This is a genomic window from Streptomyces sp. NBC_00569 (genome assembly GCF_036345255.1).
Classification (GTDB): Bacteria; Actinomycetota; Actinomycetes; order Streptomycetales; family Streptomycetaceae; genus Streptomyces.
Window position 1 is genome coordinate 9,723,861 of record NZ_CP107783.1, and the last position, 11,677, is coordinate 9,735,537.

Annotated in this window: 13 protein-coding genes and 1 pseudogene; 9 read left to right on the top strand and 5 right to left on the bottom strand. The window is 69.6% G+C overall.

Going from position 1 to position 11,677, the window contains the following annotated elements:
* Positions 1-73: 73 nt before the first annotated feature.
* From OHO83_RS43890 to OHO83_RS43900, 3 genes are read right to left on the bottom strand one after another with little or no spacing between them, the layout of a single operon-like run.
* On the bottom strand, positions 74-1,087 hold the full coding sequence (locus OHO83_RS43890; RefSeq protein WP_266681021.1) for an NAD(P)/FAD-dependent oxidoreductase: 1,014 nt from the start codon (positions 1,085-1,087) through the stop codon (positions 74-76).
* Positions 1,084-1,608 carry an isoprenylcysteine carboxyl methyltransferase family protein gene (locus tag OHO83_RS43895; protein WP_266681023.1) on the bottom strand — a complete coding sequence of 175 codons (525 nt, stop codon included), beginning with the start codon at positions 1,606-1,608 and terminating at the stop codon, positions 1,084-1,086. Before OHO83_RS43895 ends, OHO83_RS43890 begins: the two co-directional genes overlap by 4 nt.
* Before the next feature lie 26 nt (positions 1,609-1,634).
* The gene (locus tag OHO83_RS43900) at positions 1,635-2,693 is read right to left on the bottom strand and encodes a type III polyketide synthase (protein WP_266681025.1); all 1,059 of its coding nucleotides are present in this window, start codon (positions 2,691-2,693) and stop codon (positions 1,635-1,637) included.
* Positions 2,694-2,840: 147 nt separating this feature from the next.
* Between OHO83_RS43900 and OHO83_RS43905 the strand changes: the two genes are divergently transcribed.
* The 5 genes from OHO83_RS43905 (at position 2,841) to OHO83_RS43925 (ending at position 6,117) form a co-directional block, all read left to right on the top strand.
* Positions 2,841-3,710: a UbiA family prenyltransferase gene (locus OHO83_RS43905; protein ID WP_266681027.1), complete on the top strand. Its 870-nt coding sequence runs from the start codon at positions 2,841-2,843 to the stop codon at positions 3,708-3,710.
* Between the two features lie 54 nt (positions 3,711-3,764).
* Positions 3,765-4,142, top strand: coding sequence for a nuclear transport factor 2 family protein (locus tag OHO83_RS43910; protein WP_266681029.1), 378 nt, complete (start codon positions 3,765-3,767; stop codon positions 4,140-4,142).
* A 668-nt stretch (positions 4,143-4,810) separates the two neighbouring features.
* A complete protein-coding gene (locus OHO83_RS43915) occupies positions 4,811-5,560 on the top strand; it encodes a hypothetical protein (RefSeq protein ID WP_266681031.1) in 750 nt (249 codons plus the stop codon).
* A gap of 152 nt (positions 5,561-5,712) precedes the next feature.
* Positions 5,713-5,937: a hypothetical protein gene (locus OHO83_RS43920; RefSeq protein WP_266681033.1), complete on the top strand. Its 225-nt coding sequence runs from the start codon at positions 5,713-5,715 to the stop codon at positions 5,935-5,937.
* A gap of 24 nt (positions 5,938-5,961) precedes the next feature.
* A complete protein-coding gene (locus tag OHO83_RS43925) occupies positions 5,962-6,117 on the top strand; it encodes a hypothetical protein (protein ID WP_330280670.1) in 156 nt (51 codons plus the stop codon).
* Positions 6,118-6,352: 235 nt separating this feature from the next.
* Here the strand turns inward: OHO83_RS43925 and OHO83_RS43930 are convergent, their stop codons facing one another.
* Positions 6,353-7,174 (bottom strand): maleylpyruvate isomerase family mycothiol-dependent enzyme, encoded by an 822-nt coding sequence (locus OHO83_RS43930; RefSeq protein WP_266681037.1) that lies wholly within the window; start codon positions 7,172-7,174, stop codon positions 6,353-6,355.
* Between the two features lie 524 nt (positions 7,175-7,698).
* Here OHO83_RS43930 and OHO83_RS43935 point away from each other — a divergent pair.
* A complete protein-coding gene (locus OHO83_RS43935; RefSeq protein WP_266681039.1) occupies positions 7,699-8,157 on the top strand; it encodes a hypothetical protein in 459 nt (152 codons plus the stop codon).
* 20 nt (positions 8,158-8,177) lie between these two features.
* On the opposite strand, the gene OHO83_RS43940 is transcribed toward OHO83_RS43935, so the two are convergent.
* On the bottom strand, positions 8,178-8,540 hold the full coding sequence (locus tag OHO83_RS43940; protein WP_266681041.1) for a hypothetical protein: 363 nt from the start codon (positions 8,538-8,540) through the stop codon (positions 8,178-8,180).
* A gap of 228 nt (positions 8,541-8,768) precedes the next feature.
* Here OHO83_RS43940 and OHO83_RS47165 point away from each other — a divergent pair.
* The 3 genes and pseudogenes from OHO83_RS47165 to OHO83_RS43955 all read left to right on the top strand — a co-directional run.
* A pseudogene (locus tag OHO83_RS47165) lies at positions 8,769-9,003 on the top strand (IS5/IS1182 family transposase); the annotation flags it as partial.
* 265 nt (positions 9,004-9,268) lie between these two features.
* On the top strand, positions 9,269-10,501 hold the full coding sequence (locus OHO83_RS43950; RefSeq protein ID WP_266681043.1) for a PP2C family protein-serine/threonine phosphatase: 1,233 nt from the start codon (positions 9,269-9,271) through the stop codon (positions 10,499-10,501).
* Between the two features lie 467 nt (positions 10,502-10,968).
* Positions 10,969-11,619, top strand: a complete 651-nt coding sequence (locus OHO83_RS43955; protein ID WP_116501536.1) for a GntR family transcriptional regulator — start codon at positions 10,969-10,971, stop codon at positions 11,617-11,619.
* Positions 11,620-11,677 lie beyond the last annotated feature (58 nt).

Here is an 11,677-nt window from a genome sequence, read left to right on the forward strand (position 1 = left end):
CCGAATGGCCCTGGTGGTCTGCACAAGCGGTCCGCTGATCCCGAACAGGAGCTGTGGGGCGATCAGAGCTCCCCTACTCCAAGGCGTGAACCGCCGCGGCGAACACCGGCGACATCCGGGACGCCGCCGGGACGACGAGACGGGCGGTGCCAGGACGGCGGCCCGCGGCCAGGAGGGCGCCGGTCAGCAGCCGGTGGCGACGGGTCAGCCGCGTCCAGTCGCGCTCGTACTCCTGCGGTCGTCCGGCGGCCAGGCAGCGCACGGCTGCCCGTGCCGTCGCAAGGCCGAGAGCGATGCCTTCGCCGGTGAGGGCGTCGAGGTAGCCCGCGGCGTCGCCGACGAGCAGGACACGGCCGGCGACTCTGCGTCGCGCGCGCTGCCGCAGGGGTCCCGCGCCACGTACGTCGGTCGCCGCCGCACCGCGGAGCGAGGCCGCGAGGGCGGGGAAGCCGGCGAGGTGCTGGTCGTAGCTGCGGCGGCAGCGACTGAGGACCGCGACGCCCACCAGGTCCTCGCCCACCGGTGTCACGTAGGCCTCGCCCTCACCGGACCAGTGGACCTCCACGAAGTCGGTCCATGGCTCGACGCGGAAGTGCCGGCGAAGTCCGTAGCGGCCGTCTTTGACGCCAGGCATCTCCAGTCCCACCGTCCGCCGCACAGGGGAGTGCAGTCCGTCCGCGGCGATCAGCCAGCGGGCTGTCGTGCCCGCCGCGGTGACGGAGTCAGCGCTCTGGCGGACTTCGCCGACCTTGCCCGTCACCATCCGCACGCCGAGATCGAGAACGCGCCGGTGAAGCGCGGCGTGCAGCGCCGTACGGCGGATGCCCAGCCCGCTGCGGTCGCGGAAGCACGCTTCGGCGCGCGCCGTGCCGTCCACGTAACGGATGCCGCGCAGTTCCTGGCCGGTGACCTCGATGCCCAGTCCTCGCAGCGCGGCGACACCGCTCGGCATGACGCCCTCGCCGCAGGCCTTGTCCACGGGCGCGGTGCGGGGTTCGACGACGACCGTCTCCAGGCCGGCGAGCGCGGCGTGGATGGCGGCGGCCAGACCGGCCGGCCCGCCGCCCGCCACCAGTACGTCGATCACGCCGCAGCGGACGTGGTCGAGGCGGCCAGGGCCCGGTTCTCGCAGCGGATGCGGACGGTGAGCAGAGCGGCGTTGAGCAGGGTGAACAAGGTCGCTGTGACCCAGGCGGTGTGGATCAGCGGAAGGGCGATGCCCTCGGCGACGACGGCCACGTAGTTGGGATGCCGCAGCCGGCGGTACGGGCCTCCTGTCACCAGAGGCAGTCCGGGTACGACGATCACCCGGGTGTTCCAGCGGGGCCCGAGCGTGCCGACGCACCACCACCGCAGGGCCTGGGCAGCCGCGAACAGGACGAGCATCGGCCAGGCCAGTGCCGGCAGGAAAGGACGGTCCGCCAGCCATACCTCGTAGAGGCAGCCGCCCAGGAGCCCGGTGTGGAGGGCGACCATCGCCGGGTAGTGGCCCTGGCCGGAGACAGTTGCCCCGCGGGCTGCGCTCCACCGTTCGTTGCGACGGGCGACGACGAGTTCAGCGACGCGCTCGCCGGCGACGGCGGCCACCAGCAGTCCGTACCAGATCATGTGTCCTCAGTCCTCCGAGATCCGAACTACCAGCGCAGCAATACGAGTTCGCAAGCGAAGCCGGGCCCCATGGCGAGCAGCACACCCGGCGTGCCCGGCGGCGGACGGTGGTCCGCCAGGGTGTCGCGCAGCACATGCAGTACCGACGACGAGGACAGGTTGCCGACCTCGGCCAAGTGACGCCAGGTCACATCGAGTGCGTCACAGGGAAGGTCGAGGGCCTCGGCGACAGCCTCCAGCACCTTGGGGCCGCCAGGGTGGCACACCCACGCAGTGACGTCCTTCCTCTTCAGCCCGTGGTCTGCGAGGAACCCCTCGACGTCATCGGCGAGGTGACGGCGCATGACGTCGGGGACCCGAGGATCCAGGACGACCCGGAAGCCGGTGTCCCTCACGTCCCAGCCCAGGAAACGCCCGGTGTCGGGATAGAGGTGGCTGCGGGTGTCCACGATCGTCGGGCCGGCGGTCTCGGCCGGGCGGTGCGCCCCGAACCCGACGACCGCGGCGGCCCCGTCGCCGAACAGCCCGGTGGCGACCAGGTTGGCCATGGTGGCGTCATTGCGCTGGAAGGTGAGCGAGCACAGTTCGACCGACAGGAGCACCGCCACGTGGTCGGGCCGGCCGACGAGGTAGTCGTGCATGCGTGCCAGGCCGGCGGCGCCACCGGCACAGCCCAGTCCGAACATGGGCAGTCTTCTGACGTCCCGCCGCAGTCCGAGGCGCACAGCGAGCCGGGCATCGATCGACGGGGTGGAGATGCCACTGACAGAGGTGAAGATCAGCAGGTCCACGTCCGCCGCCGACAGCCCGGCCAGGCGCAGTGCGTCCCGCACGGCCCGGCCGCCCAGGTCGGTGGCGGCGGCGATGAAGACGTCGTTGGCCGCGCCGAACCCGTCCAGTTCCCCGTACTGGTCGAGGGGCAGCGTCATGTGGCGCGAGTCGACCCTGGCGCTGCGGTGCAGCCGGTCCAGGACCCTGCGGTCGGTGCCCTCGGGCAGGCACGTGCGGGCCACCATGTCGGTGATCTCGGACTGGGCACGACGGTGCGGTGCGAGGGCGCCGTGAACGGCAGCGATCCGCGTCATAGGTTCCCGTCCGATGACCGACTGGGCTGGCTTGCTCTCCACGTGTTCCCCACGCCGCACGCTCGCCACCAGGGATCGCCCGTCCGGCCGTTCGGCTCCGGGCGCGTGGTCAGGGCGGGCGGGGCCGGGGAGTCTACGATCGGCCAGGTGGGCACTCCCGAGCATGCGGCGGCCGACGGCACGACCGTGAGTCGGACGGGCCGGGCGGTCGGCCTGGCCGGTTCCTGCCACCCCGCACCCGTGGTGGTCGTCACCGCTTTGACGGCCGTGATGGTTGTGACCTCCGGCCAGGGCCCCGCGCGTCTCGTCCTCACCACGGTCGCCGTTCTGGCAGGTCAGCTGTCCATCGGATGGTGCAACGACGCCTTCGACGCACGCCGGGACATCGCCGCCGGCCGGCAAGGCAAACCCGTCGTCGACGGCTCGATCGAGGTGAGGCATGTGTGGGTGGCCGCCTACGTCGCGCTGGCGCTGTGCGTGCCGCTGTCGCTGGCCTGTGGTGTGCGGGCGGGCGCGGTGCACCTCGTGGGCGTGGCGGCGGCGTGGGCGTACGACCTGCGACTCAAGGCGACGGCATGGTCCTGGCTGCCGTACGCGGTGGGCTTCGCCACGCTCCCGTCGTTCGTGGCGCTGGGACTGCCGGGGCAACCGTGGCCGCCCTGGTGGGTCGTCACCGCCGGTGCGCTCCTGGGAGTCGGAGCCCATCTGGGCGATGTGCTGCCGGACATCCGCTCGGATCTGGCGCTGGGTGTACGGGGATGGCCGCACAGATTCGGCCCTGATGGTGCGCGCCTGCTGCTCCCGGTCCCGCTGGTGGCCGCGACGGCCGTTCTGGCACTGGGCCCCGCCGGCCCGCCCGACAGATGGGGAGGGATGGCCCTCGCGGTGGCTGTCCTGGTCGCGGCGACGGGGACGGTAATGGGGCGCCGCCGGGAGCGGACGGCGTTCGGTGCAGCGGTGGTCGTGGCGGCGGTGGACGTGGCGTTGCTCGTGCTGCGGGGCACTGGGGTCAGGTGATCGTCGGGCGGCCTTCGCCGGGGCCGGCCCTGATGGCTGGGGCATAATGCGCCCATGGATCATGGACCAGCGCGGGCGTTCGTCGATTCCTGGGTGACGGCGTGGAACGCGCACGACTTGGACGCTCTGCTGTCGCACTTCGCCGACGACGTGACGTTCCGGTCGCCGGTAGCGGCTCAACTGCTCGGCAATGACGGGGTCATTCGCGGTAAGGACGCGCTGCGCGCCTACTGGACGGAGGGCCTGCGGCGCATCCCGGACCTGCGGTTCGAGGTGGTCGGATCGTACGTCGGCGTGGACTGCCTGGTCATCAACTACCGCAACCAGAAGGGCGGACTGGTCAACGAGGTGCTGATCTTCGAGGGTCCGCTCGTCGCCGAGGGATACGGAACCTACCTGGGCGACGACGCCAACCCCGCTGGGGCACGCTGAGCTTTTCGTACGGAGCGAAGGCCCGCCCGGGAACGAAGGCCGCTACGACAACAGCCGCGTCGCGGTGGTGGAATTCGGGCCGCGATGGCGCGCCTGGGCCGTGACCGCCGGCGGCGCGAGTGGACACCCCGACTCACGACACTTCCCCCCGACTGATCGACCTGGCGGGGCTCAACTGCGCGGCGGTGGCCTGCTTGTCGGCCCGCTCTCGATGATTGATTCTGCTTGGAGTAGCACCTTTACGAGCATGTATTGACACTCCTCGGGTGGGGCGCCATAGTCTTCCGCAGGCAATTGGGCCGCGGAGTTTTGACGAACGAAGAATGTGACTACTCGTGCGGCAACGGTCGCTGCAGTGTTCCTTCGGGGCACGTCACAGCACGTTGCTGCGCTGCCACTTTGTCAGGTCCATGCCGAACCCCCACCGGTGATGGCCTTCCCTCCCACGTCGATCGGAGAGAACTCGGCACGGGGGCACCGGTGCCCGGAATGCGCGCAGAAGCGGGACACGAGGTGGACGTCGGCCCGGGAGTCGGGCGACAGGGCCACCTCGGTCGTATCGCGGACACCACGGCGTGGTCGTTACCGCCCCCGGCGGTCACGCGAGAAGGCGGCCCTCAGACGTTCACGACCCTGCTCACCTTCAACACCCCCTTGAGGAGCATCAGATGAAACGAGCGTTGACACGTATCGCGGTGGCATCCCTCGCCGCACTCGTCCCGTTCATCGCGGCACCTGGCGCACAGGCGCAGACCTTCGGCGGGAACGAACTGCTGTCGTGGACGGTGAGCGGGGCTCCCAGTGGGGGCCTGACCTCCCTCAACTTCCCGATCACCGTGAACACCGGCACCGCCCATGTGGCCGGGACCTACTTCGCGATGCAGTACGGGTTCACCGGGCAGAGTGACATCGGGTACGCAGGACTGCAGCCGCGGCCGGATGCGAACGGGCACCAGCGCCTGCGTGGGGTGTTCTCCTCCTTCATCAGCGGCACGACAAGCACCCACGCCAACTGTTCCGACGGGGCTGACGGCGGCGCAGGCGTCAGCTGCGGAGTGGACTTCGACGCCGTGTACGGCCACACCTTCCGCGTCGAGATCACCCAGGCCGGCACGGACACCTGGTCGGGCACCGTCGTCGACACCAACAACGGACAGCGAATCCCCGTCGGCACCTACAAGTTGCCCGCAGGCTCCGGCAACCTGAAGGCCTCGCAGTCGGGCTTCATCGAGTACTACAACGTGCCCAGCTGCGACCAACAGCAGCGGTACGACGTCACGTTCGGCGCGCCGTCCTCCGGCTCCCTGGCCGGCACGACCAAGTGGGTCAAGGAATACGGAGAGTGCGCCGGCTACGGCAACACCCAAGTGACCACGGTCGGTACAGGCGTGCACGTGACCCGCGGCAGCGCGGGCTAGCACGCCAAGGGCAGGACTTCGACGTCGGCCCTCGGGGCGATGTCACGGCTGCTGGATCGACCTCGGGCTGATGGCTTGCCAGGGGCGGCCTCCCGGAGGCCGCCCCCTCGACCAAGCGCCTGCCACCGACGCGACCTGTAACGTCGACACACATGACAGCAGAGTCACCGGCGCAGACTGTGCAACGCTTGTTCCCGCTGCTCGCCGAGGGGAAGAGTGCGGAGGCGGCGGCGCTGTTCGCCGACTCGGTGTCGTTCTCCATCTCGCATCCTCCGGGCATTCCCTGGGTACCGGAGGTCGACTCGGCGGAGGGTATGCGAGGGTTCTTCGAGCTGCTGCAGACGCATGTGCAGGCCAAGGAGTTCGACCTCCGATAGGTCATCGCCGAGGGCGACGATGTAGTGCTCATCGGACGCATGGTCTCCGAGGTCAAGAAGACGGGCCGGGACATCGACACCGCGTTCGCCCTGCACACCACAGTCCAGGACGGACGGATCACCCGCTACCACCTATACGAGGACAGCTACGCCGTCGCCAAGGCCTACTTCGACGACTGATCGCCAGGCGGGCACGCTCAGCTTCTGACCTCTGCCCAGCGACCACCGCAGAACTCAGCCGACGGCTCTCACGGAACTGCACCACCACCTGAGCACCCGAGACCTCGCTTTCAGCACCGCGCCGAGTCGAATGCCTGCCGCTGCCCCTGTCCCTGCCGCAGCCGCTGCGCGGCGGGCATCAACGGCGCCTTGCGCTCGCGCCGCAGCCAGGCTTCGGCCCTGCGGTCCGTCGCGGTCAGGGTGCTTTGAAGAGAGCTGGGAAGCGCGGAGCGAGCCAGGGCTTGCGCCCCCTGACCAGGATGCGGCCCCGCGCGAGGGGGCCCCACTGGCCACAGCGCCCGAGCGCCATCAGGAGAAAGGTGACCGGCTCGATGAGGATGGTGCAGTCCGCGCGCCCCGGGAGCCGCTCGCCGACCGACACCGCGCCCGCGGCCACCCGCACGTCGAACCGGCCGCCACCCCACAGGCGGATCGCGTAGCGGACGCTCAGCCTGGCGGTTCCGGACGGGTCGGTCACCCGTGGCATCGCCGTCAGCAAGAAGGGCAGTGTCAGCCGCACCCGCTCCCGGTCGATCATGTGCGCACGTCCCAGCGCGCGGGCGAGATCGTATCCGTGTCCCAGCATGTGCGTGAGCAGATACGAGCCCAGCACATCCGGTTCCATCGGACCCAGCGGACTGACCACGGTCCCTTCCGTGCTCCGCTCCTCCAGCGCCCTCAGACACGCGGCGGCCTGCTCCACGATCATCCCGGCCAGCGGCTCGGCCTCCCGCTCACCGAACGCGGCGAGCGACTCCTCGTTGGCCTTGGCGAGACTCTGGGGTGTGCCGTCTCCGTAACTGCGCGCATGTCCCGCCGCGATGTCAGCCATCAGCTCGTTGGCCAGCGCCAGATGCGCGGCCGCCTCCCCGACGCTCCACGTCGACCCAGGCACCCGAAGCCCCGTGTCGGCGCCGGCGCGCAACAGCGCGGCTATCTCCTCGGCCGTATCCCGTATCGCCGCACCGAGCCCCTCGGGCACCGCGCTCCGCGTGTCCGGCCCCGCCACTGGTTCCATGCCGTCCCGTCCTGATGTGAGTCCCCGCCCCCGGTGTTCCGCCCGCAGACTCTCACGGATCACCCGGCCCGCAGCAGCCCCGGTGCCCATGCCGGCCCTGGTCGAGTCGTGGCAGGGCCGGCGTTCGGAACTGGAGGAGAGCCCGATGGGGACGCTTCCTTGGGTGCTTGTCCGCGAGCGTCGGACCAGGGCCACGACTTGGGCGCCCGCCGACGAGATGCGGTCTGTCTGGTGGTTGGCGGTATGAAGGCCGGGTACTCGAGGTGCACGTGAAAGGTGGCGAGGCAGAGATTCGCCCGGCGGCGTACGCGGTGATCCGCGAGTCCGGTGAGGGCCGTCCCCGACATCAATCGTTTGCACCGGTCCCTGTCGTTGGCGGTCTGCCGTGATGGCTGCGGGTGATCTCCTCGGCTGGTCCGGCCTGGCTGGGTGCGTCCGGCCTCAGCCTCTCGGGCCACGAGAGGCGGTGCTCACGCGGTACCCAGCGGCCTCCAGAGCCCTGGCTGGGAAGGCGGATTCGAACGATGGCGCGGATCTTCGTCGAGGGCGATGACGTGGTTGTGCATCTGTCGTGGCGGGAAAAGGCGGCCGCCCGCCACGGCAATGTGCGCGCGCCGCTGACCGCGGTGAGCCGGGTGACGGTCGAACCCGACTGGTGGCGGGCTCTGCGCGGTGTCCCACAGAGAGGCGTTTGGATTCCAGCGACCTGGTGCATCGGCACGCGCAGCCACCAAGGGGGGATGGATTTCGTGGCCATACGGTCAGGCAGGCCTGTCGTGTGTGTCGAGCTGCGGAGCTCCTCCCCTTCCTCCTTCAGCCTCTTCGGCGTCTCTGTTCACACTCGCGCGGAAGCCGCGAGCACGACGCAGGCGATCTGCGCAAAGGCACCGGAGATCGACACATCCACGCCTTGGCGGCAGCCGCTTCCGGTCCCCGAGGAGAACGGTGCAGCGGACGGCAGGTTGCCGGAGAGGCGTCGCTGATGAGCTCGTCGACGCTCGGCTCAGCTCTGGTGACCCGTCGAAACCAGCCACCGCCAGCGCCGGCGTTCCGTGACGAGGCTCGCGGCGGCCAGCAGCGAAACGAGGACCGCTGACCAGACGGGCCACGCCAGCCATGCCGATATCACGGCTGCGCCGAACTGAAGCAGTACCAGCAGGATCGTGACCGAGCCCGGCACCGGGACGAGTACCTGCGCCTTGTCGCCGGGGGTTGAGAAGACGGTGGGAAGGCCGATCAGAATCATCACCGCCAGGACAGCGAGCAGCCAGGACTGTCCCCACAGCGCCCATGGGGTGGCCACCCAGGCGATGAGCTCCATGGAGAAGCGCAGGGCTGACGCGATGCGGTCGTCCGGTCGTTCCACAATTCCCCCCAGGCAGCGATGACAGCCACCGCCGGAGGATGTCACGGCGCTGGATCGGCCGGTACTGATTTCGGCGACCAGGATGGGCAGGCCCGCCGGCGTAAGCGCTCAGCCAGAGCCAGAGCCAGAGCCAGAGCCAGAGCCGGGGTCATGTGCCCTGGGAGTCTGACCTCTTGACCAGCGAGGTACATCTCCAGGTCAGACCGATGGGGTACTCGGTGCGCGCTGAGGATGCCGCGACGGCGTGGTCGACCGGCTCACCATCGACGCGATGAGGGCTGGGTCGCTCAGGCGGCGGGTTCATTTGCAAGATCCATGTGGCCAGTGAGCGCGGACGACGTCCGCTCGCGTTCGTCATCACGCCAGGGCAGTGGGGTGATGCCCCGCAGTTGATCCCAGTGCTGGAGTGCGCTCGCGTGTCCAGGCCTTGTGGCACGCATCCGCGACCCGGCCGGACCACCTCGACCTCAGCCTGAAGCCCTATACAAGGTGCGGCTCGCTCAGCACTGCGACAATACGAAGAGGGACTGCGAAGAGCCAGCTGAATCCCCGGGTGCACATGTTCGACGTGCGTGTGGCCTCGTCCGGAGTGCGGATCCATGACGTCCCGCTCGACGGACGACGAATTGGCCCGCTGAGGCCTGGGCGACCGTCAGGAGGCCCTGCCTCATCCCGGGAACGAAGGGGCGGAGTCCGCCTGGACAGCGGAAAGGCCTGGTGTGAAGCCCGTGAAGCCGAGCATTGACTACCAGGCGTTGTTCGCGGCCACGCCGAGCCCTTATTTGGTGCTGCGCCCTGACCTGGTGATTGTCGACGTCAATGACGCGTACCTGCGGGCTACTGACCGGACCAGGGAGGATCTGGTCGGCCAGTACCTGTTCGATGCCTTCCCGGACAATCCGGCGGACGCTACCGCGGACGGTGTGCGGAATCTGGGCGCCTCGCTGCGGCGGGCGCTGCAGTCCAAGGAGCCGGACACGATGGCGGTACAGAAGTACGACATCCCCGTCCCGTCCCGGCCCGGGGCGTTCGAGGAGCGATGGTGGTCGCCGATCAACACTCCCGTGCTGAGGCCGGACGGGCAGGTGGCGTGGATCATCCACCGTGTGGAGGACGTGACCGAATTCGTCCGCTCCCGCACCGCTCCGACGGGCGGACCGCGGGGCAAGCGGGTAGCGATGGAGGCCGAGCTGTACGCGCGGGCGCGGGAGCTGCAGCGGCTGAACGAGGAATTGCGCCAGGCGCACGCCCGGGAACGCAAGGTCGCCGTCGCCCTGCAGGAGGCCATGCTGCACTCGCCCGACCTGGACCGGCACCGGAATATCGCGGTGCGCTACCTGCCCGCGGTCGGGTCGCTGAACGTGTGCGGCGACTGGTACGACATCGTGGATCTGCCCGATGACACATTCGGCGTCGCGGTCGGCGACGTCGTCGGCCACGGCCTGGAGGCCGCCGCCGTCATGGGCATGCTCCGCAGCGCGCTGAGCGCCGCCGTCCGGGCTCTCCATGAGCCGGCCAAGTCGCTGGAGGTCCTGGGCCTGTACGCCCGATCGGTCGAGGGCGCGCTGGTCACCACCGCCGCCCAGGCCGTGATCGCCCCCCGCCATCGCCGGATCGCCTACAGCAGTGCCGGTCACCCTCCGCCCGTCCTGGCGCACCCCGACGGCACCAGTGACCTGCTGGACCAAGCCACCGACCCCCCGCTGGGCGCCCGCCCCGAACACGTCCCCCGCCCCCAGGCCACCCTGCGATACACCCCCGGTGACATCCTCGTCCTCTACACGGACGGGCTCATCGAACGCCGGGGCGAGGACATCGACGCAGGCCTCAGCCGGCTCACCGACGGTCTCGCCCGTTATGCCCGCCTGGGCCCAGACCGCCTCGCCGATGCCCTGCTGGGCCACCTCGGGGTGCGTGGCGGCGCCCAGGACGACATCGCCCTGATCATTGTGCGCCTCTGAGAGCGTGCCCAGGCCGCGAGGTGATGTCGCTCCGTGAACCTCTTGCTGCACTCACTGTCCGTTCAGGAGTTCTCCCTCGACGTGTTCCAGGGATGGCTTCAGCGAGCGGGAGGGATCGCGCGGTTCACCCTGGCCGCAGCAACTGCGCCTTGACGGGCGCCTGTCTCGGCGTGGTCGAGACGGGAGAGATCCGGGCCTGCGACCCCATCGAGCGCGTGCACCGGCCCGCAAGGTGACTGCCGCGCTCGTCTTCTCCGCGGTGAGCCTCGTCGGACCCTTGTGGAGCAAGGCGGAGAGGGACGAGTAGCCGCCAGGGTGATGCGTCGTCGCCGAAGCGCTAGAAGAAGCGCCAGGGCGACCTGACGCTCGGCCATCGCTATACCCCGGGTGCACCTTCAACGAAATTGTTGACAATTCTGTTGCCCTAGATTTAGCTTTGACAAGCACTCACCCAGGGAGGGCAAGCGATGCCGGACCAACCCCGTTCAGGCACCGGAGAGCAGGCCAAGCAGCAGGCGTTGACGCAGCTCAGGCAGGCGATTCTGCAAGGCGACATGGCACCGGCCCAACGGCTGGTGGAGAACGAGCTCGCCGAGGAGTTCGGTGTGACGCGGGCCAGCGTCAGAGCGGCTCTGATCGATCTGGCGGCGGAAGGGCTGGTCGAGCGGATCCGTAACCGCGGCTCGCGGGTGCGGGTGGTGACGGTCGAGGAAGCGGTGGCCATCACTGAGTGCCGTATGGCCCTGGAAGGGCTGTGCGCGGCCAAGGCGGCCGTCGCGGCCAGCGACGAGCAGCTGGCCCAGCTGGCCGACGTGGGTGCCGCGATGACGAAGGCGGTCGCCGACGGCGAGCCGGTGACGTACTCCGAACTCAACCAGCAACTCCATTTCCTCATCCGGGAGTTCTCCGGTCAGCCGGTGGCTCTGGAACTCCTGGACCGGCTCAACGGGCAGCTGGTGCGCCACCGGTTCCAGCTCGCGCTGAGACCGGGACGCCCGCAGCAGTCCCTGGGTGAACACCTGGCCATGATCGAGGCGATCACGGCCAGGGATCCGAAGGCCGCGGAGGCGGCCGTCCGTGCCCATCTGACGGGCGTGATCGACGCGTTGCGCGAATAGCGGGCGCCGCACGACCGACGCCACGGGGGTGGGCCGACCTTCCTGTCCGACAAGGAGA

Coding starts and splice junctions, on each gene's coding strand:
- OHO83_RS43895 (WP_266681023.1), bottom strand. CDS start 1,608: ATGATCTGGTACGGACTGCTGGTGGCCGCCGTCGCCGGCGAGCGCGTC.
- OHO83_RS43900 (WP_266681025.1), bottom strand. CDS start 2,693: ATGACGCGGATCGCTGCCGTTCACGGCGCCCTCGCACCGCACCGTCGT.
- OHO83_RS43910 (WP_266681029.1), top strand. CDS start 3,765: ATGGATCATGGACCAGCGCGGGCGTTCGTCGATTCCTGGGTGACGGCG.
- OHO83_RS43915 (WP_266681031.1), top strand. CDS start 4,811: ATGAAACGAGCGTTGACACGTATCGCGGTGGCATCCCTCGCCGCACTC.
- OHO83_RS43920 (WP_266681033.1), top strand. CDS start 5,713: ATGACAGCAGAGTCACCGGCGCAGACTGTGCAACGCTTGTTCCCGCTG.
- OHO83_RS43930 (WP_266681037.1), bottom strand. CDS start 7,174: ATGGAACCAGTGGCGGGGCCGGACACGCGGAGCGCGGTGCCCGAGGGG.
- OHO83_RS43935 (WP_266681039.1), top strand. CDS start 7,699: ATGGCGCGGATCTTCGTCGAGGGCGATGACGTGGTTGTGCATCTGTCG.
- OHO83_RS43955 (WP_116501536.1), top strand. CDS start 10,969: ATGCCGGACCAACCCCGTTCAGGCACCGGAGAGCAGGCCAAGCAGCAG.